This is a genomic window from Streptomyces sp. NPDC048507 (genome assembly GCF_043199995.1).
Lineage (GTDB): Bacteria > Actinomycetota > Actinomycetes > Streptomycetales > Streptomycetaceae > Streptomyces.
In genome coordinates this window covers 162,743-181,204 of record NZ_JBICWZ010000008.1, presented here as the reverse complement: position 1 = coordinate 181,204, position 18,462 = coordinate 162,743, and the positions used below count along the sequence as shown (strand labels likewise).

Annotated in this window: 16 protein-coding genes; 4 read left to right on the top strand and 12 right to left on the bottom strand. The window is 73.5% G+C overall.

The genetic code is table 11. The features are described from left to right. Positions 1-43 precede the first annotated feature (43 nt). From ACGFXC_RS23305 to ACGFXC_RS23290, 4 genes are all read right to left on the bottom strand, one after another. Positions 44-1,213: a serine hydrolase domain-containing protein gene (locus ACGFXC_RS23305; protein ID WP_393715888.1), complete on the bottom strand. Its 1,170-nt coding sequence runs from the start codon at positions 1,211-1,213 to the stop codon at positions 44-46. 81 nt (positions 1,214-1,294) lie between these two features. Then, positions 1,295-2,098, bottom strand: a complete 804-nt coding sequence (locus ACGFXC_RS23300) for an energy-coupling factor ABC transporter ATP-binding protein (protein ID WP_393715666.1) — start codon at positions 2,096-2,098, stop codon at positions 1,295-1,297. Further along, the gene (gene cbiQ / locus ACGFXC_RS23295; RefSeq protein ID WP_393715664.1) at positions 2,086-2,847 is read right to left on the bottom strand and encodes a cobalt ECF transporter T component CbiQ; all 762 of its coding nucleotides are present in this window, start codon (positions 2,845-2,847) and stop codon (positions 2,086-2,088) included. The genes ACGFXC_RS23300 and cbiQ overlap by 13 nt, the downstream gene beginning before the upstream one ends. 1 nt (position 2,848) lies before the next feature. Continuing rightward, entirely contained in the window at positions 2,849-3,910 is a 1,062-nt protein-coding gene (locus ACGFXC_RS23290) for an energy-coupling factor ABC transporter permease (protein WP_393715662.1), read from the bottom strand. A gap of 176 nt (positions 3,911-4,086) precedes the next feature. Between ACGFXC_RS23290 and ACGFXC_RS23285 the strand changes: the two genes are divergently transcribed. After that, positions 4,087-4,512 (top strand): SsgA family sporulation/cell division regulator, encoded by a 426-nt coding sequence (locus ACGFXC_RS23285; protein ID WP_393715660.1) that lies wholly within the window; start codon positions 4,087-4,089, stop codon positions 4,510-4,512. A gap of 116 nt (positions 4,513-4,628) precedes the next feature. Here the strand turns inward: ACGFXC_RS23285 and ACGFXC_RS23280 are convergent, their stop codons facing one another. Together ACGFXC_RS23280 and ACGFXC_RS23275 are read right to left on the bottom strand one after the other, a co-directional pair. Next, entirely contained in the window at positions 4,629-6,827 is a 2,199-nt protein-coding gene (locus ACGFXC_RS23280; protein WP_393715658.1) for an MMPL family transporter, read from the bottom strand. 171 nt (positions 6,828-6,998) lie between these two features. Next, positions 6,999-7,577 carry a TetR/AcrR family transcriptional regulator gene (locus ACGFXC_RS23275; protein ID WP_393715886.1) on the bottom strand — a complete coding sequence of 193 codons (579 nt, stop codon included), beginning with the start codon at positions 7,575-7,577 and terminating at the stop codon, positions 6,999-7,001. 182 nt (positions 7,578-7,759) lie between these two features. Between ACGFXC_RS23275 and ACGFXC_RS23270 the strand changes: the two genes are divergently transcribed. Then, entirely contained in the window at positions 7,760-11,044 is a 3,285-nt protein-coding gene (locus ACGFXC_RS23270) for a S41 family peptidase (protein WP_393715656.1), read from the top strand. A 99-nt stretch (positions 11,045-11,143) separates the two neighbouring features. On the opposite strand, the gene ACGFXC_RS23265 is transcribed toward ACGFXC_RS23270, so the two are convergent. The 4 genes from ACGFXC_RS23265 to ACGFXC_RS23250 all read right to left on the bottom strand — a co-directional run bounded on the left by ACGFXC_RS23265 (position 11,144) and on the right by ACGFXC_RS23250 (position 14,926). Further along, positions 11,144-11,323 (bottom strand): hypothetical protein, encoded by a 180-nt coding sequence (locus ACGFXC_RS23265; protein ID WP_393715654.1) that lies wholly within the window; start codon positions 11,321-11,323, stop codon positions 11,144-11,146. 74 nt (positions 11,324-11,397) lie between these two features. After that, a complete protein-coding gene (locus ACGFXC_RS23260) occupies positions 11,398-12,282 on the bottom strand; it encodes an SDR family oxidoreductase (RefSeq protein WP_393715652.1) in 885 nt (294 codons plus the stop codon). Beyond that, positions 12,279-13,235 (bottom strand): alpha/beta fold hydrolase, encoded by a 957-nt coding sequence (locus ACGFXC_RS23255; protein WP_393715650.1) that lies wholly within the window; start codon positions 13,233-13,235, stop codon positions 12,279-12,281. The genes ACGFXC_RS23260 and ACGFXC_RS23255 overlap by 4 nt, the downstream gene beginning before the upstream one ends. Beyond that, positions 13,232-14,926 carry a flavin-containing monooxygenase gene (locus ACGFXC_RS23250; RefSeq protein ID WP_393715884.1) on the bottom strand — a complete coding sequence of 565 codons (1,695 nt, stop codon included), beginning with the start codon at positions 14,924-14,926 and terminating at the stop codon, positions 13,232-13,234. Before ACGFXC_RS23250 ends, ACGFXC_RS23255 begins: the two co-directional genes overlap by 4 nt. Before the next feature lie 191 nt (positions 14,927-15,117). Here ACGFXC_RS23250 and ACGFXC_RS23245 point away from each other — a divergent pair, with 191 nt between their 5' ends. Continuing rightward, positions 15,118-15,795, top strand: coding sequence for a MerR family transcriptional regulator (locus tag ACGFXC_RS23245; RefSeq protein ID WP_393715648.1), 678 nt, complete (start codon positions 15,118-15,120; stop codon positions 15,793-15,795). Here ACGFXC_RS23245 and ACGFXC_RS23240 read toward each other — a convergent pair. Further along, positions 15,777-16,580, bottom strand: coding sequence for an exodeoxyribonuclease III (locus ACGFXC_RS23240; RefSeq protein ID WP_393715646.1), 804 nt, complete (start codon positions 16,578-16,580; stop codon positions 15,777-15,779). The two genes, ACGFXC_RS23245 and ACGFXC_RS23240, sit on opposite strands and share 19 nt — an antisense overlap. Before the next feature lie 38 nt (positions 16,581-16,618). On the opposite strand from ACGFXC_RS23240, the gene ACGFXC_RS23235 reads away from it, so the two are divergent. Then, complete coding sequence (locus ACGFXC_RS23235; RefSeq protein WP_393715644.1) at positions 16,619-17,113, top strand: GNAT family N-acetyltransferase; 495 nt, start codon at positions 16,619-16,621, stop codon at positions 17,111-17,113. Between the two features lie 26 nt (positions 17,114-17,139). Here the strand turns inward: ACGFXC_RS23235 and ACGFXC_RS23230 are convergent, their stop codons facing one another. Then, a complete protein-coding gene (locus ACGFXC_RS23230) occupies positions 17,140-18,456 on the bottom strand; it encodes a CoA transferase (protein WP_393715642.1) in 1,317 nt (438 codons plus the stop codon). Positions 18,457-18,462: the final 6 nt, after the last annotated feature.

Sequence of the window (18,462 nt, the reverse complement as noted above, 5' to 3'; positions counted from 1 at the left end):
CCGGACGACGCGGGCTTGACCGGCAAGATCCGAAAGAGACGGCCTAGCCCGCCAGGCAGCCGCGCAGGGCGCGGACCAGGGACTGGGCGCGGGGGTCGGCGGTGACCGACTTGGCGTGGGCGTTGGTGACGTAGCCGAAGCCGACGCCGGCCTCCGGGTCCGCGAAGGCCAGCGAGCCGCCGCGCCCCGGATGCCCGAAGGAGGCCGGGGAGAGCAGCGGGGAGGCGGGGCCGTGCAGCATGTAGCCGGGGCCGAAGCGGGTGCCCACCACCAGCACCCGGTCGGGGCCGGCCGCGAACTCCGTGCCCGCCAGCGCGGTCGTCGCCGGGGTGAAGATCCGGGCCCCGTCCTCGACCACCCCGATCGTGGCCGCGTAGAAGCGGGCCAGCGCCCGGGCGGTGCCGATGCCCGCGGAGGCGGGCAGCTCGGCGGCCCGGTAGGCGGGGTCGTTCTCGTCGGGCAGCGGATCGATGGCGGCGAACGCGCGGCGGGTGAGGGACTCCGGGTCGGCGTAGGCCTCCGAAACGTTTCTCCTGGGCCGGGTCTTCAGCACTCCCGCCCCCGCCGGCGGCTCGACCGGCGCCACCCGGCCGACCCGGTGCTCCTCGCCCTCCGGGAGGCCGATCCAGAAGTCCAGCCCCAGCGGCTCGGCGATCTCCTCGGCCAGGATCCCGCCGACGGTGCGGCCGGTCGCCCGCAGGACCAGCTCGGACAGCAGCCAGCTGAAGGTCTGGGCGTGATAGCCGTGGGCGGTGCCGGGCTCCCAGAAGGCCCGCTGCGCGGCCACCGCGCGGGCCCCGGAGACTCCGTCGGCGGCCTGCGCCACGGTCAGGCCCCGGTCCAGGGCGGGCACGCCCGCCTGGTGGGCGAGCAGGTGCCGGACCAGGGTCCGGTCCTTGCCGCCCGCCTTGAACTCCGGCCAGTACGAGGCCACGGGCGCGTCCAGGTCCAGCAGCCCCCGCTGCTGCAGCAGCAGCGCCACGGCGGCGGCCACGCCCTTGGTGGCGGAGCGCACGATCTGCGCGGTGTCCGCGGTCCAGGGCTCGGAGCCGTTCGCGTCCTTCGTGCCGGCCCACAGGTCGACGACCTTGCGGCCGTCCCGGTACACGGCCACGGCCGCTCCCCGGTCGCCGAGCACCTCGAAGTTCCGCGCGAAGGCGTCCCTGACGGGCTCGTAGCCCTCGTTCACCGCACCCTGGATGTCCACGACCAGGCCAACAACCCCTGACCGGCGCTTATGCCGCCCGCCCGCCCGGCCCGCACCGGTGCGCCCCGCGGCCCCGCGGCCCCGCCGCTACGCCGGGTGCCGCTGCGCGACCGAGCGCGGGTCGAAGCCGTAGGGCAGTTCCAGGCGGTGGGCGCCCATCAGGGCCTCGTCGCACAGCAGGTCGCGGGTGGGCCCGTCGGCGGCGATGACGCCCTCGCTGAGGATGACCGCGCGCGGGCAGAGCTCCAGCGCGTACGGCAGGTCGTGGGTGACCATCAGCACGGTGACCTCCAGCGAGCGCAGGATGTCGGCGAGCTCGCGCCGGGAGGCGGGGTCCAGGTTGGAGGAGGGCTCGTCGAGGACGAGGATCTCGGGCCGCATCGCGAGGACGGTGGCCACCGCGACCCGGCGCCGCTGCCCGAACGACAGGTGGTGCGGCGGCCGGTCGGCGAAGGCTTCCATGCCGACCTGTTCGAGGGCTTCGCGGACCCGCGCCTCCAGTTCGGCGCCGCGCAGCCCGGCGGCGGCCGGGCCGAAGGCGACGTCCTCGCGGACGGTGGGCATGAAGAGCTGGTCGTCGGGGTCCTGGAAGACGATGCCGACGCGGCGGCGGATCTCGGCGAGGTTCCGCTTCGCCACGGGCAGTCCGGCGACGGTCACGGTGCCGACGCCGCCGCCGAGGATGCCGTTGAGGTGGAGGACGAGGGTGGTCTTGCCGGCGCCGTTGGGGCCGAGCAGGGCGACCCGTTCGCCCGCACCGACGGTGAGGTCGACGCCGAAGAGCGCCTGGTGCCCGTCGGGGTAGGCGTAGGCGACGCCGGACACCTCCAGGGAGGGGACGGCGGAGCGGTCGCGGGGGGCGGGGGCGGAGGGAGCGGTCACAGCGTCCATCCCATCAGACAGACGGCGAGGGCCGTCACCGGGAGCACGGCCGCGTACGCCCACTGGGCGCGGCTGGCCGTGACGTGGTCGATCACCGGCATGGAGCCGGCGTAGCCGCGGCTGACCATCGCGAGGTAGACGCGTTCGCCGCGCTCGTAGGAGCGGATGAAGAGGGCTCCGGCGGTTTTGGCGAGGACGCCCCAGTGGCGCACGCCCCGGGCCTCGAACCCGCGCGAGCGGCGGGCGATGGACATCCGGCGCAGCTCGTCGGTGATCACGTCCCCGTAGCGGATCATGAAGGAGGCGATCTGGACCAGCAGCGGCGGGAGCCGCAGCCGCTGGAGTCCCAGGAGCAGGGCGCGCAGTTCGGTGGTGGAGGCGAGCAGGACGGAGGCGGCCACGCCGAGGGTGCCCTTGGCCAGCACGTTCCAGGCGCCCCACAGGCCCGGGACGCTCAGGGACAGCCCGAGGACCTGTACGTGCTCGCCCTCGGCCACGAAGGGCATGAGGACGGCGAAGGCGACGAACGGGACCTCGATCAGCAGCCGGCGCAGCAGGAAGGCGGCCGGGACGCGGGCGGCGAAGGCGACGGCCCCGATGAGGACGGCGTACAGGCCGAAGGCCCACATCGCCTCGCGCGGGGTGGAGACGACGACGACCACGAACGCGAACGTCGCGGCGATCTTGCAGTGCGGCGGCAGCTCGTGGACGGGCGAGTGCCCGTGCCGGTAGAGCTTGTGCGCGTGGCCGGCTCCCATGTCAGCGGGCCGTGGGGGCGGCCGTCGAGGTGGCGGTCAGGTCCTGCGCGCGGCGACGGCGCACGGTCCAGAAGATCCCGGTGCCGACGAGGACGGTCGCGCCGACGCCGATGACGCCGGCGAGGCCGCCGGAGAGGCGGGCGTCGGAGACGTCCTTGACGCTGTAGTCGGCGAGCGGGGAGTCGGCGGCGGCGTGCTCCTCGGCCTTGGAGTCGATGCCCTTGTCGGCGGCGACCTTCTCCAGGCCGTCGGGGCTGGAGGAGGCGTAGTAGGAGACGAAGCCGGCCAGGACGAGGGCGGTGACCAGGCCGGTCACCCACACGGGGCGGGTGGAGCGGGCGGCGGCGGGCACGGCGGCCGGGGCGGCGGCGGGGGCGTCGACGAGCTCGCCGTCCACGCGCAGCTTCAGCGGGACGGCGAGGCCGCGCGCGCCGTGCACCAGGTCGGGCCGGACGGCGATGACGGCGCCGACGGTCGCGGCGGTGATGACGGCCTCGCCGATGCCGATGAGGACGTGGACGCCGACCATCGCCGTGAACACCTTGCCGAGGGAGACGTCGGTGGTCCCGCCGAGGGCGTAGAAGAGGGTGAACATGACGGCCGCGCCGGGCACCGAGAGCAGGGCTCCGGCGAAGGCGGCGACGGTCACCGAGCGGCGGCCGGCGGGCAGCAGCCGCAGGAGCCCGCGGAAGACGGCGTAGGCGACGACGACCGTGACGACGGCCATGTTGGTGATGTTGACGCCGAGGGCGGTCAGGCCGCCGTCGGCGAAGAGGATGCCCTGCATGAGCAGGACGACCGAGACGCAGAGCACGCCGGTGTAGGGGCCGACGAGTATGGCGGCGAGCGCGCCGCCGAGGAGGTGGCCGCTGGTACCGGCGGCCACCGGGAAGTTCAGCATCTGCACCGCGAAGATGAAGGCGGCGACGAGGCCGGCCAGCGGGGCGGTGCGTTCGTCGAGCTCGCGGCGGGCGCCGCGCAGGCTGACGGCGACGGCGGTGGCGGCCACTGCTCCGGCGGCCACCGAGACGGGTGCGTTGATGAATCCGTCGGGCACATGCATGGAGCGGCTCCGCTTCCTCTTCCTCACTAAGTCTTTAACCGTTCAAGAATAGTGCCCAGCTGCAAACGGTTGGCAAGAGCGGTCGCGTCACAAATAGTGCCTCGCGCTTTCGTCGGAATGTGCGAGGCTGGACGGACAAACGGACTCATATATTCCGAATTCGAGGAGTCTGGTCGATGTCAGCCACCGCCGAGAATCCCCCAGCGACCGTGACCGCGACCGCCGTCGAGGAGCGCGTGCGCGCCCGCGTGATCAGCGACGATCCTCTCTACCGGGCCATCCCGGTCGCGCTGCGCTTCACTCCCGAGGAGCCGCTCGCCGTCCGCGTCGTCTTCCCGGCGGAGCTCTCGCCCGAGGACACCGACAACGAGTGGGTCTTCCCCCGCGCCCTCCTCGAGGCCGGGCTGTCGGCGCCGACGGGGACCGGGGACGTACGCGTCTGGCCGTGCGGCCGGGTGCAGGCGGTCGTCGAGTTCCACTCCCCCGACGGCGTCGCCGTCATCCAGTTCGACATCGCCGCGCTGCGCCGCTTCCTGCGCCGTACGTACGCCACGGCCACGGCCACCGCCACCACCGCGGCCGCCGCCACCCGTTCGGCCTAGCGACGCCCGGCCCGGTCGCCGGACGGCCCCCGGCCCCGCACCTGGGGTTCCAGGTGCGGGGCCGGGGGCCGTACCGTGCCCCGGATCCCCCCGCGGGGGGATCCGGGGCTCCGGGGTCAGGCGTTGACCAGCTCGCGGTCCTTGTCCGGGCCCTCGGCGGAGCCGGAGTCGCCGAGGTGCTTGCGCAGGCTCTCGCCCTCCACGTCCACGTTCGGCAGGATCCGGTCGAGCCACTTCGGCAGCCACCAGGCCTTGTGCCCGAGCAGCGCCAGCACCGCCGGAACGATGGCCATGCGGACCACGAAGGCGTCGAAGAGGACGGCGACGGCCAGGCCGAAGCCGATCATCTTCACCATCGCGTCGCTGGCCCCGAGGAAGCCGGAGAAGACGGCGATCATGATCACGGCGGCGGCCACGACCACGCGGGCGCTGTACTGGAAGCCGGTCACCACGGCCTGGCCCGGGCGCTCACCGTGTACGTACGCCTCGCGCATCCGGGTGACCAGGAAGACCTCGTAGTCCATGGCCAGGCCGAAGACCACGCCGACCATGAAGATCGGCATCATCGACATGATCGGACCGGTCTGCTCCACACCGAAGAGCGAGCCGAGCCAGCCCCACTGGAAGACCGCGACGACCGCGCCGAGGGCGGCGACCACGGAGAGCAGGAAGCCGAGCGCCGCCTTGAGCGGGACCAGGATCGAGCGGAAGACCAGCATCAGCAGCAGGAAGGCGAGGCCGACCACGAGCGCCAGGTAGGGCAGCAGCGCGTCGTTCATCTTCTGCGAGAAGTCGATGTTCATCGCGGTCTGGCCGCTGACGTACACGCCGTCGGGGTTGCCCGCGCGGATCGAGTGGACGAGGTCCTCGGTCTTCACGGAGGACGGACGGTCCTTCGGGATGACGCTGACGATCGCGGCGTCCTTGGCCTGGTTCTGGGCCGGCGGCATCACCATCGCCACCCCGTCCAGGCCCTTGATCCGCTCGGCGGTCTTGTCGGCCAGCGCCTTGTCGCCGTCGACGACCACCATCAGCGGGCCGTTGAAGCCGGGGCCGAAGCCGTCGGACAGCAGGTCGTACGCCTTGCGCTGGCTGGTGGAGACGGGCTTGGAGCCGTCGTCCGGCAGGCCCATCTCCAGCTTGCTCGCCGGGATCGCGATGGCGCCGAGGCCGATGACGCCGGCCAGCAGGACCGTGACGGGACGGCGCAGCACGAAGCGGGCCCAGCGGGTGCCGCCGTTGGCCTTGGGCTCGGCGCCGGCCGGCTTGCCCTTGCCGAACAGCTTGCTCTTCGTACCGGCGGGCAGCACCTTCTTGCCCGCGAAGCCGAGGATGGCCGGGACCAGGGTGAGGGCGACGAGTACCGCGATGACCACCGTTCCGGCGGCCGCGACACCCATCTTGGTCAGCATCGGGATGTTGACGACGGCCAGGCCCACCAGGGCGATGACCACGGTCAGACCGGCGAAGACCACGGCGGAACCAGCGGTTCCGGCAGCCCGGCCGGCGGCCTCGTCCCGTTCGCGGCCCTCGGCGAGCTCCGCGCGGTAGCGGGAGACGATGAAGAGCGCGTAGTCGATGCCGACCGCGAGGCCGATCATCATCGCGAGGGTGGAGGTGGTGGAGCCGAGGTCCAGCACGTTGGCGAGCGCGGTGATGGAGGAGACTCCGATGCCCACGCCGATCAGCGCGGTCAGCAGCGGCAGCCCGGCCGCGATCAGCGAACCGAAGGTGATGACGAGGACGATCGCCGCGATCAGGATGCCGATGACCTCGCCGGAGCCGGTCTCGGGGGCCTCCATCAGCGCGTCGCCGCCGATCTCGACCTGGAGTCCGGCGCGCTGCGCGTCGTGGCCGGATTCCTTCAGCGCCTCGCGGGTGTCGTCCTTCAGCTCCATCCCGCTGACGTTGTACTTCACGCTGACGTAGGTGATGGAGCCGTCCTGGCTCACCGCCTTCGTCTCGTACGGGTCGTCGACGCTGGCGATCTGGGCCGCGCCCGCGCCGCCCTTCAGGCCGGATATGAGCTTCTCGACCTCGGCCTTGGGCGCCGGGTCGGTGACCTTGGCGCCCGCCGGGGCCTTGACGACGATGCGGGCGGTCGCGCCGTCGGCGGCCATGCCCGGGAACTTCTTGTCCAGCAGGTCGAAGGCCTTCTGGGCCTCCGTGCCGGGTATCGAGAACGAGCCGGAGGTGGGCGCCGAGGCGGTCGCGGCGCCGAAGCCCGCGGCGAACAGCAGCGCCACCCAGACGAGGGCGACGAGGCCTCGGCGCCTGAAGGCACCTCGGCCGAGCCGGTAGAGGAAGGTGGCCACGTCGTGGTTCTCCCGTTTCAGGTCGTGGGATGGATCCGGGACGGATCAGGGCGTCAAAAGCCGGCCCGACGACGAGAGCGGCGTGTCAGGAACAGCGGGAAGGCAACTGCGGGAAGGCAACTGCGGGGAGAGGTGGTGCGGGCAGAGCTGGTGCGTGCGGTACGGAACGGATCAGACGCCGAGGGCGGGGAACACCACGGCATCGACGAACTGGCCGAGGAAGGCCTGGTCCACTGACCTGTCCTCGATCAGCGGGAGCGCGATGAACGCCCCGATGAGCATGTGCGGCACGAACTCCAGCGCCGGGCAGTCCGGCCGGATCTCGCCCCGCTCCACCGCTCGCCCGAGCATCTCCTGGAGACCGTTGAGCTCGGGGTCCACCAGCAGGTCGCGCAGTGCCCGGTGCAGTTCCGGGCTCTCGTGGACGGCATGGGCCAGACCCCGCATCAGCGCGGTGTCCTTGGCCATCTGCGCGTCGTCGGAACGCTCGACCATGAGGGCGAAGTCCCCGCGCAGGGTGCCCGTGTCGATCTCCCTCAGGGAGACCGGCTGGGTACATCGCAGGGCCTGGGCGACCAGCTCCGGCTTGCTCCCCCACTGGCGGTAGAGGGTGGCCTTGCTGGACTTCGTCCGGGCGGCGACCGCGTCCATGGTCAGCGCCTCGTAGCCGACCTCGCGCAGGAGGTCGAGGACCGCCCCGTGCAGTTCGGCCTCGCGTTCGGGGGTGATCCGGCTGCGCCGGGCCGACATCGCGTCGGTCACCCGGCAGCTTCCCTTCATCACGAGCACCCCCATCGGAACGAAACCGTTTCGTACTCCTCAGACCATACCGTGCCCGACTAGCGAAACGAAACCGTTCCGTTTCGATGGGGCAGTGGCATGGATCACGTGTACGAGTTGCCGCGCCCCTCCGCCGCGGAAAGCATTGGGGGGTGAGTCACGACGTCGCGTACCTCCGTTTCCCGCACCTGCACGACGACCTGCTGTGTTTCGCCACCGAGGACGACCTCTGGGTCGCCCCGCTGGTCCCCGACGGCCGCGACCCCGGCCGCGCCTGGCGGATCACCGTCGACCGGACCAGGGTCGGCCACCCCCGCTTCTCGCCCGACGGGCGGCACATCGCCTTCACCACCTGGCGCAGCCTCGACCCCGAGATCCACCTCGCCCCCGTCGACGGCGGCCCCGCCCGCCGCCTCACCTACTGGGGCGCCACCGACACCCGCGTCTGCGGCTGGACCCCGCCCGACGAGGAGGGCCGCAGCGACATCCTGGCCGTGTCCTCGCACGGCCAGCCCTTCTCCTACTTCGCCTGGGCCTACAGCCTGCCCACCGACGGCAGCCCCGGCGGCCGGCTCCCCTGGGGCCCGGTCTCCGACATCGCCGTCCACTCCCCCGAAGGCCCCGGCGGCGAACGCCGCAGCCTGCTGCTCACCGGCAAGCCCCCGCACGAACCCGCCGCCTGGAAGCGCTACCGCGGCGGCGCCACCGGCCGCCTCTGGCTGCACGGGCAGCGGCTGCTGGAGCACCTGGAGGGCCACCTCGACTCACCCATGTTCGTGGACGGCCGGATCGCCTTCCTCTCCGACCACGAGGGCACCGGCAACCTCTACTCCTGCCTCCCCGACGGCTCCGACCTGCGCCGGCACACCGACCACGACGAGTTCTACGCCCGGCACGCCTCCAGCGACGGCGCCCGCGTCGTCTACCAGTGCGCCGGCGACCTCTGGCTGGTGGACTCCCTCGCCCCGGACGCCGCCCCCCGCAAGCTGGAGGTCCGCCTCGGCGGCCCCCGCGCGGGACGGCGTACGTACCAGGTGCCGGCCGCCAGCAACGTCGACTCCCTCTCCGTCGACTCCACCGGACGCGCCAGCGCCGTCGTCGTGCGCGGAAGCCTGTACTGGCTCACCCACCGCGACGGCCCGGCCCGCACCATCGCCGACACCCCCGGCGTACGGGTGCGGCTGCCCGAGATGCTCGGCAGCGGCGGCCAGGTCGCCTACGTCACCGACGCCGAGGGCGAGGACGCGATCGAGATCGCCTACCTGCCCCGGGCCTCCGGCGACCGCGAGCCGCGCCGGCTGGCCTCCGGCGAGCTGGGCCGCGTACTGGAACTGCTGTCCGACCCGGACGGCGAACGCCTCGCCGTCGCCTCCAACGACGGGCGGCTGCTCCTCCTCGACGCGACGGAGGAGTCCAACGGGGAGGTCAGCGAGCTGATCCGGTCCGTCAACGGGCCCGTCACCGACCTCGCGTTCTCCCCCGACGGCTGCTGGCTGACCTGGTCGCACCCCGGCATCGGACGCTCCCTGCGGCAGATCAAGATGGCCCGCATCTCCGGCCCCGGCGCCCGCGTCGTCGTCGACGTCACCAACGGCCGCTTCGAGGACGAGAACCCCGTCTTCACCCGCGACGGCCGCTACCTCGCCTTCCTGTCCTGGCGCGGTTTCGACCCCGTCTACGACGTCCACACCGGCGACCTGTCCTTCCCCCTCGGCTGCCGCCCCTACCTGGTGCCGCTCTCCTCGGCCACCCCCTCCCCCTTCGCCCTCTCCCCCGACGGCCGGCCGGCGGCGGGCGGACTCGACCCCGTCGAGGGGGAATCCGGCGAGGGCGACGGATCGGTCACCGTCGAGGTCGAGGGCCTGGAGAGCCGGGTCACCCCCTTCCCCGTCTCCGCCTCCAAGTACTCCGCCCTCCACCCGGTGCACGGCGGCGGCCTGGTCTGGCTGCGCTGGCCCATCTCCGGCGCCCTCGGCGAGACGTTCGCCAACCCCGCCGACACCAGCGGCAAGCCCACGCTGGAACACTTCGACATCACCAAGGCCCGCAAGAGCGAACTGGCCTCCGGCCTCGACTGGTTCGCGGCCAGCGGCGACGGCACCCGGCTCGTCCTCAACGACGACGGCGACCTGCGCGCGGTCCCCGCCACCGAATCCGGCGACAGCGACTCCACCGTCTACCTCGACCTGCGGCGCATCCTGCACGAGGTCGATCCGGCCGCCGAATGGCGCCAGGCCTTCGAGGAGGCCGGACGCATCATCCGCGCCTACTTCTGGGAACCGGACATGTGCGGCATCGACTGGGACGGCGTACTGCGCCAGTACCGCTCCCTCGTCGAACGCGTCGCCTCCCCCGACGAGTTCGCCGACCTGCTGCGCGAGGTCCTCGGCGAGCTCGGCACCTCCCACGCCTACGTCTCCCCCGCCCGCCGCAACGAGGGCCCGCCCCACTACCAGCGGGCCATCGGCCTCCTCGGCGCCAACCTCGTCCACCGCGACGGCGACTGGGCCCTCTCGCGGATCCTGCCCGGCGAGTCCTCCGACTCCAAGGCCCGCTCCCCGCTCGCCGGCACCGGCATCCGCGAGGGCGCCGTCCTCACCCACGTCGACGGCCGGCCCGTCGACCCGGTCACCGGCCCCTACCCCCTGCTCGCGGCGGCCGGGGGCACGACCGTCGAGCTGACCTTCCGGCCCGCCGAGGGCGAGGGCCGGGCCCGGCGCGTCGCCGTCGTCCCCCTCGTCGACGAACGGCCGCTGCGCTACCAGGACTGGGTCTCCAAGCGCCGCGCGGTGGTCCGCGAGATCAGCGGCGGCCGCTGCGGCTACCTGCACATCCCCGACATGGGCGGCTCCGGCTGGGCCCAGTTCAACCGCGACCTGCGCCTGGAGGTCTCCCGGCCCGCCCTGATCGTCGACGTACGCGGCAACGCCGGCGGGCACATCAGCGAACTGGTCATCGAGAAGCTCACCCGCTCGATCCTCGGCTGGGACCTGACCCGCAACGCCCAGCCCGTCTCCTACGCCTCCAACGCCCCGCGCGGTCCGATCGTCGCACTGGCCGACGAGGCGACCTCCTCCGACGGCGACATGATCACCGCCGCGTTCAAGCTGCTCGGCCTGGGGCCGGTGGTGGGCCAGCGCACCTGGGGCGGGGTGGTCGGGATGACCGGCCGCCACACCCTCGGCGACGGCACCGTCATCACCGTGCCGATGAACGCCGCCTGGTTCCCCGAGTACGGCTGGTCGGTGGAGAACCACGGCGTGGAACCGGACCTGGCGATCCTGCGCACCCCGCTCGACTGGGCGGAGGGCCGGCACGCCCAGCTGGACGACGCCGTGCACCTGGCGCTGGAGCTGCTGGAGCAGGACCCGGCCGCCGTGCCGCCCGGCTATACGGATGTGCCGGACCGCCGCCGCCCGAAACTGCCGCCGCGCTAGCGCGGGCGGAACGCGTGAGGGGCCCGGTCCACCGACCGGGCCCCTCACATCGATATGTCGATCCGCACGCGTCACACCACGTGCGTCACACCACGTGCGTCACTTCTCGAAACCGTCGTCGAACACCTCGCGGACCGGCTGCGGGGGCTGCGGGCGCGCGCCGGCCGGCTCGGCCTGCGCCGTCCGCCCGGACACCTCGTCCCGCTCGCCCCGCGCGGCGGTCTCGGCCCGCTCCGCCAGCTGTTTCGCCTTCGCCTGGAACTGATCCTTCAGACCCATGCTGTGCCTCCTGGAAAGGGGTGTGGGGCTTGGCCCGATCAGCCTGGCACGCATGGACATTCCTCGCATTCCGACTAGACGCGCCGGGACCGCTCCTGCTCGTCCGCCGCCCCGCCCGCGCCCACGAGTCCCGTGGAGACGCTCCCCAGTCGCGGCTCGAAGCGCTTCATCTCCCGCTGCCCGACGGTCGCGATGATCCCGGGCAGGTAGCCCCGCATGCCCTGCATCCCGCGCAGCCACCACTGCGCGTACACGTGCGGCGAGCGGCGTTCGACGCCGGCCACGATCCGGTCGACGGCGGGCCCGAGCGGGTAGGTCCGGTTCGAGGGCCACGGCAGCCTCCGGCGCAGTTCCCGCATGACCTCGTTCTCGTCGGCGCCGCGCACCATGTCGGTGTCCGTCCAGGACAGGTAGCCGACGCCCACCTTGACGCCCTTGTAACCGACCTCGGCGCGCAGGCAGTGCGCGAACGCCTCGACGCCCGACTTCGAGGCGCAGTACGCCGTCATCATCGGCGCGGGGGTGATCGCGGCGAGCGAGGCGATCTGGAGGAAGTAGCCCCGGCTCTCGGTCAGGACGGGCAGGAAGGCGCGGGCGGTGACCGCCCCGCCGATCAGGTTGACCTCGATCACCCGGCGCCAGGCCTCGGGGTCGGAGTCGGCGAACGGCCCGCCGGCGGCGACGCCCGCGTTGGCGACGACGACGTCGACCTTCCCGAAGCGCTCCTTGACCTCCCGGGCGACCCGGGCCATCGCCTCGTGGTCGGTGACGTCGGCGTACCAGTGGGCGCTGTCGGTGTGCAGCCGCTCGGAGACCTCCTTGAGGGCTTCGGGCTCCAGGCCCACGAGCGCCACCTTCGCGCCGCGCGCGGAGAGCTTGCGGGCGAGCAGTTCGCCGACCCCGCGGGCGGCGCCGGTGACGACGGCGACCTGGCCGTCCAGATTCCTGTGAGCACTCACGCGGTCTTCTCCTTCTCGTTCCCGGTCCCGGACTGCCCGCTCTTGTCGACTTGTAGATAGCGTGATGTGAGTTCGCGGATGGCGCGCGTGACGGCCTCGGGAGCCTCCACCGGGGTCATGTGACCCGCGCCGGTGAGTTCGGTGAGCCCCACGCAGTGCGGCAGCGCGGCCGCGAGCCGGCGGGCGTGCGCGAGTGGGGTCAGCCGGTCGTCGCGGCCGCCGATCACGGCGGTGGGTATCGTCAGCCGGCCCAGTTCGGCGTCCAGGTCCAGCCCGGCCAGCACCTTCGACCAGGCGTGGCGCACCGGCGCCGGGCAGCCGTGGACGATCCGGGCGCAGGCCTCGACCCGGTCCGGCGCGGAGCCGGGGCCCATCGTCGCGTACCGGAGCACGGCGCGCGCCGCAGGCGTGACCGGCCCGAGGGGGGCGCGCGCCCCGAGTACCGCGCGGGTCATACGGGTCCGTGCGCGCCCGGCGCGCATCGGCAGTACGGTCGCCCCCGCGACCAGCCCCGAGCTGCCGGTGCTGCACAGCAGGGCGGCCGCGGCGTGCTCGGCGAACTCGGGACGTCCGGCGGCGGCCATCACCGTCATGCCGCCCATGGAGTGCCCGGCGACGACCGCACGCTCGCCGGGGGCGAGGGTGGCCCCCAGCACGGCGACCAGGTCGTCGGCGAGCCCGGCGGTGCTGTAGTCGCGGCCGCCGGCCGGGCTGCGGCCGTGGCCGCGCTGGTCGTAGGCGACGACCCGGTGGTCCCGGGCCAGTTCCCGGATCTGGGCCGCCCAGAAGGCGGTGGAGCAGGTCCAGCCGTGGGACAGCACCACGGCCGGCGCCCCTTCGGCGCCGTGCACCTCCACGTACAGCCGGGAGCCGTCGGCGGAGACCGCGTGCAGCGTGCGGGCCGGGGCGGGGGGTGCGTACCGCCCGCTGGTGACGTGTGCGGGCCCGCTCACGCCGCCGCCCCCCGCCCGGCACCCCGGTCCGCCCCTGCCGGAGCCGCCGCACCCCGGTCCGCCCCGGCCGGAGCCGCCGCCTCCGCCGCCTCCGCCGCCATCGGCTCGCGGTCCTTCTCCCGGACGCGCACGACCTCGTACTCGGACAGGTCGACGGTCCGCGTCTCCTTGCGGAACTCGCCGGTCGTGCCCGGCCAGACGGTGGTGTTGCGGCCCTGGGCGTCCAGGTACCAGCTCGTGCAGCCGCCGGTGTTCCACACGGTCCGCTCCATCCGCGCCTGGACGTGCCGGTTCCACCGGTTGACCGCGGAGGGCCGGGCCGCGAGCGCCGCGCGCCCGCCCAGGACGCCGAGCTGGCGCATGTAGTCGGCCATGTAGTTCAGCTGCGACTCGATCATCAGGATCATCGAGCTGTTCCCGAGGCCGGTGTTGGGCCCGATGATCGTCATCCAGTTGGGGAAGCCGGCGGCCGTCGCCCCGCGCAGTGCCTGCATCCCGTCCTTCCAGGCGTCGGCCAGCGTCTTGCCGTCGGCGCCCACGACCCGGTCGGCGATCGGCATGTCCGTGACGTGGAAGCCGGTGCCGAAGATGATCGCGTCCACCTCGGTCTCGGTGCCGTCGGCGGCGACGAGCACCGAGCCGCGGATCTCCTTGAGGCCGGAGGCGACCAGGTCCACGTCCGGCCGGGCGAGCGCCGGGTAGTACTCGCTGGAGAGCAGGATCCGCTTGCAGCCGATCCGGTAGGAGGGGGTCAGCTTGGCCCGCAGCGCCGGGTCCTTGATCGAGCGCGCCATGTTGGCCTTGGCGAGGGACTCCACCAGCCCGAGCTGGTTCGGCCGCTTGGTGAAGGCGCTGACCTGGAGCTCGCGGATCCCCCAGAGCAGCCCGCGCCGCGCCGCCCGGGTGAAGGGCAGCTGTCGGTGGAGCCAGCGCTCGGCGGTGCTGATGGCCCGGTCGGTGCGCGGCATGACCCACGGCGGGGTGCGCTGGAACAGCGTGAGCCGTTCCACCTCGGGCGCGATGGCGGGCACGATCTGGATGGCGGAGGCGCCGGTCCCGATCATGGCGACGCGCTTGCCGCGCAGGTCGTAGTCGTGGTCCCAGCGCGCCGAGTGGAAGACCTTGCCGGGAAATTCCGCGAGCCCGGGGATCTCGGGCATCTTCGGGTCGGAGAGCGGTCCGGTGGCGGAGACGACGACGTCGGCGGTGAGGTGGCCGGCGGACGTCTCGATCTCCCAGCGCAGCTCGTCCGCGTCCCAGCGCATCACCTCGACCTCGTGGCCGAGCCGGATGTGCCGGCGCAGCCCGAAGGTGTCGGCGACGTGTTCGAGGTACTCCCGGATGGCGGGCTGCCCGGAGAAGGTGCGCGGCCAGTCGGGGTTCGGCGCGAAGGAGAAGGAGTACAGGTGGGACGGCACGTCGCAGGCGCATCCCGGATAGCTGTTGTCCCGCCAGGTGCCGCCGACCGAGTCGGCACGTTCCAGGACCACGAAGTCCGTGATGCCCTCGCGCCGCAGCCGGACGGCCGCCCCGAGCCCGCCGAACCCGGACCCGATCACCGCCACCCGTACGTGCTCGCGCCCGCCCGGTGCGCCCTTGCCGCCCGGTGCGCCCGTACCCGCGCGCCCGCCACCACCCGCGCGCCCACCGCCCGCGCGCCCGCCGCCGCCCTTGCCGTCGATGCCGCCCATGCCCGCCGCCGCCTTCCGCTTCCGCAGTCCCAGCCACCACACCGCAACACTGCCAGCAATCACTGGCACAATCGGGAGGGTAGAGCAGCTCCGTACCCATGGGTAGGGGTCGCGGCCGGAAAGTTACCGCGAGTACGCCCTAGGCTGCGGGTGTGGCGGAAAAAACACGGACGACGGAGGCCGGAAGCACAGTGCGCGAGTACCGGACGGACGAACTGGCCGAGGCGGCCGGCATACCCGTCCGCACCCTGCGCTTCTACCGCGAACGCAAACTCCTGCCTCCCCCGCGCCGCGAGGGCCGCATCGCCTGGTACGACGACCAGCACCTGGCCCGGCTGCGCACCATCGCCGCCCTCCTCGAACGCGGCCACACCCTCGGCGGCATCGCCGAACTGACCGCCGCCTTCGAACAGGGCCGCGACGTCGGCCAGCTCGGCGAGCTGCTCGGCATCGGCTGGTCGGAGGAGACCCCCGTCCGGCTGTCCCCCGAGGCCCTGGCCGACTACTTCGAGGGCGAGGTCACCCCGGAGAACCTCGCGGCCTCCCTGGACCTCGGCTACCTCGCCACCGACGGCGAGGAGATCGTCCACGTCAGCCGCCGCCTGCTCGACGTCTCCTCGGCCCTGGTCCGCGAGGGCGTGCCGCTGGCGGCGGTCCTGGAGACGGGCCGCCTGGTCCGCGAGCACGCGGACGCCCTGGCGGCCCTGTTCAGCGAGCTGCTCACCACGCACCTGACCGGCGACGAGGACGCCGTCACCCGCCTGCGCCCGCTCGCCAAGAGCGTGGTCGAGGCGGAGCTCACCATGGCGATGGACCGCCTGCACCAGCAGCGGCCCCCGTCCACCGGCCCTCAGACCCCGAGCTCGTAGACGACGGTCACCGGCGCGTGATCGGACCAGCGCTCAGGGTGCGTCTCGGCGCGCTCGACGAAGGCCTTGGCTGCCCGGCCGGCCAGCCCCGGGGTCGCGACCTGGAGGTCGATGCGCCAGCCGGCGTCGTTGTCGAAGGCCCGCCCGCGGTAGGACCACCAGGAGTACGGCCCCTCGGCGTCCGGGTGCAGCTCCCGCACCACGTCCACGTAGCCGCCCTCCTCGTACACCTTCCCGAGCCACTCGCGCTCCTCGGGCAGGAAGCCGGCGTTCTTCCGGTTGGTCTTCCAGTTCTTGAGGTCGGCCTCGCGGTGGCAGATGTTCCAGTCGCCGCACACCACGACCTCGCGCCCGTCGGCGGCGGCCCGCTGCCGCAGCCCCTGGAGGTAGGGCAGGAACTCGGCCATGAAGCGGTACTTCTCGTCCTGCTTCTCGGTCCCGGCCTCCCCGGACGGCAGGTACAGGCTCGCGACGGTCACCCCGGGCAGGTCCGCCTCGACGTAGCGCCCGCTCGCGTCGAACTCCTCGCTCCCGAACCCGACCCGCACCCGCTCCGGCTCCCGCCGCGTGTACAGCGCGACCCCGGCCCGCCCCTTGGCGGCGGCGGGCGCGAACACGGTGTGCCAGCCCGCGGGCCGACGGGCCTCCGCCGGAATCTGCTCCTCCTCGGCCCGCACCTCCTGCAGGCAGACGACGTCGGCGTCGGATCCGGCGAGCCACTCCACGAAGCCCTTCTTGGCGGCGGCGCGGATCCCATTCACATTCACGGAGGTCACAGTGAGCATCCCTGCACCATAGCGGGAGGCTTCCGTACGATATTCGAATGTCTCACGGTATAAACCTCCGCTCCGTACCGTACGACCACCCGGACGCGGCCGAGCTCGAAGCCCAGGTCCAGGTCGAGTACCAGAAGCGCTACGACGGCGAGGGCGACGCGACCGCCCTCGACCCGGCGATGTTCCTCCCGCCGAACGGCCTCTACCTCCTGGCCTACGACGCCACCGACGCCGCCGTGGCCAGCGGGGCCTGGCGCCGCCAGGACCACAGCGAAGAGGGCTACTCGGACGGAGACGCCGAGGTCAAGCGCATGTACGTGGTCCCCCAGGCCCGCGGGACCGGCCTGGCCCGCCGCATCCTCGCGGAACTGGAGGCCGACGCCCGCGCGGCGGGCCGCACCCGCATGGTCCTGGAGACGGGCGACCAGCAGCCGGAAGCGATCGCCCTCTACCTTTCCTCGGGCTACGCCCTGTCGGAGAAGTTCGGCTACTACCGCCACCACGCGTCGAGCCGCTGCATGACCAAACCCCTCCACCCCTGAGGCACCGGCCGGCCCCCGCCGGCCCGCTACGGACGGAGCCAGCGGGCCCGGTCGGATCCCCACCGCGACGGCCCGCGCCGCCACTCCCCCAGGGGGCTGGCGGCGTACCGCAGCTCCCCGTACCCCGACGTCGCCACCCGGCGCAGCCACGGCCGCGCCGAGTACCCCGCCACCCCGGGCCCGGCCGCCGGCACGTCCCGCACCAGCCACGACGCCGTCCCCGCGAGGGAGAACCGCAGCAGGCACCCGCCCCCATCCGCGAGCCCCCGCAGCACCCCCGCCGCCACCAGGTACCCCGTACCGTGGTCCAGCGCCTGCGCCGGCAGCACCCCCGGCCGGCCGTCCTCACCGCACGCGGCGGCGATCCCGTACCCCGCCTGCACCAGCGAGTCGAAGCCCCGGCGCCCCGCCCACGGCCCGTGCCGGCCCCACGCGCACAGCTCGGCCACCACCAGCCCCGGCCACCGTTCGAGCAGCTCGCGCCCGCCCAGCCCGAACCGCTCCAGGGCCCCGGGCCGGTACCCCGACACCACCACGTCGGCCTCGTCGAGCAGCCCCTCCAGCACCGCCCGGCCCCGCGGCTCCGCCAGGTCCAGCAGCGCCGACCGCTTGCCGAACCCGGTGTCGGCATGGGCGTCGTCCGCCTCCGGCAGGCCCGGCGGGTCGATCCGCAGCACGTCCGCGCCCAGCACCCCGAGGGTCCGGGTGGCGACCGGCCCGGCGATGACCCGGGTCAGGTCCAGCACCCGCACCCCCGCCGCGGGCAGCCCGGCCGGCCCCAGCCGCCGCCCCCGCCCGGGCCCCCGTACCACTTCCACCAGCGGCTGCGGTTCCCCGTACGTACGGGTCACCGCCACCGCGAGCCCGCCCCGCGCGTAGACCCGCTCCTGCGCCTCCACCGCGCCGAGCCCCGCGAGGGCATCCCCCACGGCCTCCGGGGTCGCCGGCACGCCGAGCGCGCTCACCAGGGCCGCTTCGTGGTGGGGGTAGTTGGCGTGGGTCCGCACCCACCCGTCGGCGGCCGGCCAGAAGCCGGACAGCGGCGCGAAGGAGACCGGCGCCCGGCCCTCCACCCGAAGGTGCTGCTCGCTCACGAACGCGGTCGCCACGGCCCCCTCGTCGACGACCACCGGCCCCACGTCCCGCAGCCCGCCCCCGGCCCGCACGGCTCCCAGCTCCGCAGCGGCGAGCGCGCACACCCCCACGCTGGCCCGCGCCAGCTCCCGCACCGGCAGCGGCCCGGCCAGCCCCCCGGCCCCCTGGTACCGCACCCGCTCCGCGTCCCCGGCCACCCCACCGAGCGCCACCCACGCCTGCCCGGCCGCCCCGCCACCACTGCCCATCCCCCC

Excerpts from the sequence above, each read along its gene's own strand:
- ACGFXC_RS23265 (WP_393715654.1), bottom strand. The coding sequence starts at position 11,323 with ATGGGTCTGAAGGATCAGTTCCAGGCGAAGGCGAAACAGCTGGCGGAG.
- ACGFXC_RS23250 (WP_393715884.1), bottom strand. The coding sequence starts at position 14,926 with ATGGGCGGCATCGACGGCAAGGGCGGCGGCGGGCGCGCGGGCGGTGGG.
- ACGFXC_RS23240 (WP_393715646.1), bottom strand. The coding sequence starts at position 16,580 with ATGCTCACTGTGACCTCCGTGAATGTGAATGGGATCCGCGCCGCCGCC.
- ACGFXC_RS23290 (WP_393715662.1), bottom strand. The coding sequence starts at position 3,910 with ATGCATGTGCCCGACGGATTCATCAACGCACCCGTCTCGGTGGCCGCC.
- cbiQ (WP_393715664.1), bottom strand. The coding sequence starts at position 2,847 with ATGGGAGCCGGCCACGCGCACAAGCTCTACCGGCACGGGCACTCGCCC.
- ACGFXC_RS23230 (WP_393715642.1), bottom strand. The coding sequence starts at position 18,456 with ATGGGCAGTGGTGGCGGGGCGGCCGGGCAGGCGTGGGTGGCGCTCGGT.
- ACGFXC_RS23275 (WP_393715886.1), bottom strand. The coding sequence starts at position 7,577 with ATGTCGGCCCGGCGCAGCCGGATCACCCCCGAACGCGAGGCCGAACTG.
- ACGFXC_RS23300 (WP_393715666.1), bottom strand. The coding sequence starts at position 2,098 with ATGGACGCTGTGACCGCTCCCTCCGCCCCCGCCCCCCGCGACCGCTCC.
- ACGFXC_RS23285 (WP_393715660.1), top strand. The coding sequence starts at position 4,087 with ATGTCAGCCACCGCCGAGAATCCCCCAGCGACCGTGACCGCGACCGCC.
- ACGFXC_RS23235 (WP_393715644.1), top strand. The coding sequence starts at position 16,619 with ATGTCTCACGGTATAAACCTCCGCTCCGTACCGTACGACCACCCGGAC.